The organism is Achromobacter sp. GbtcB20 (assembly GCF_019091095.1).
GTDB classification, from domain to species: domain Bacteria; phylum Pseudomonadota; class Gammaproteobacteria; order Burkholderiales; family Burkholderiaceae_B; genus Achromobacter; species Achromobacter mucicolens.
Genome location: NZ_JAGXJZ010000522.1, coordinates 1 through 273 on the forward strand (window position 1 = coordinate 1; position 273 = coordinate 273).

Sequence of the window (273 nt, forward strand, 5' to 3'; positions counted from 1 at the left end):
GAGCCCCGCCTACGCCGCGCAGTACAAGACGTTTGTCGACCAGGTGCGTGCGGAAGAGGCAAAGCTGGGCAAGGGCACGCGCCTGACGGAAGCGGTCGCGCGCTACTACTACAAGCTGATGGCCTACAAGGACGAGTACGAGGTCGCGCGCCTGCATACCGATCCGGCGTTCCGCGAAAAGATCGCCAACATGTTCGAAGGCGACATCAAGCTGAAATTCCACCTGGCGCCGCCGCTGATGGCCAAGCACGACAAGGAAGGCCGCGCGATGAA

1 protein-coding gene is annotated in these 273 nt (G+C 62.3%); it reads left to right on the forward strand.

Annotated features, from left to right (window positions below):
- Positions 1-273, forward strand: a 273-nt coding sequence (locus KVT32_RS30045; RefSeq protein WP_217619423.1) for a DUF6537 domain-containing protein, incomplete at both ends; no start/stop codon positions are given.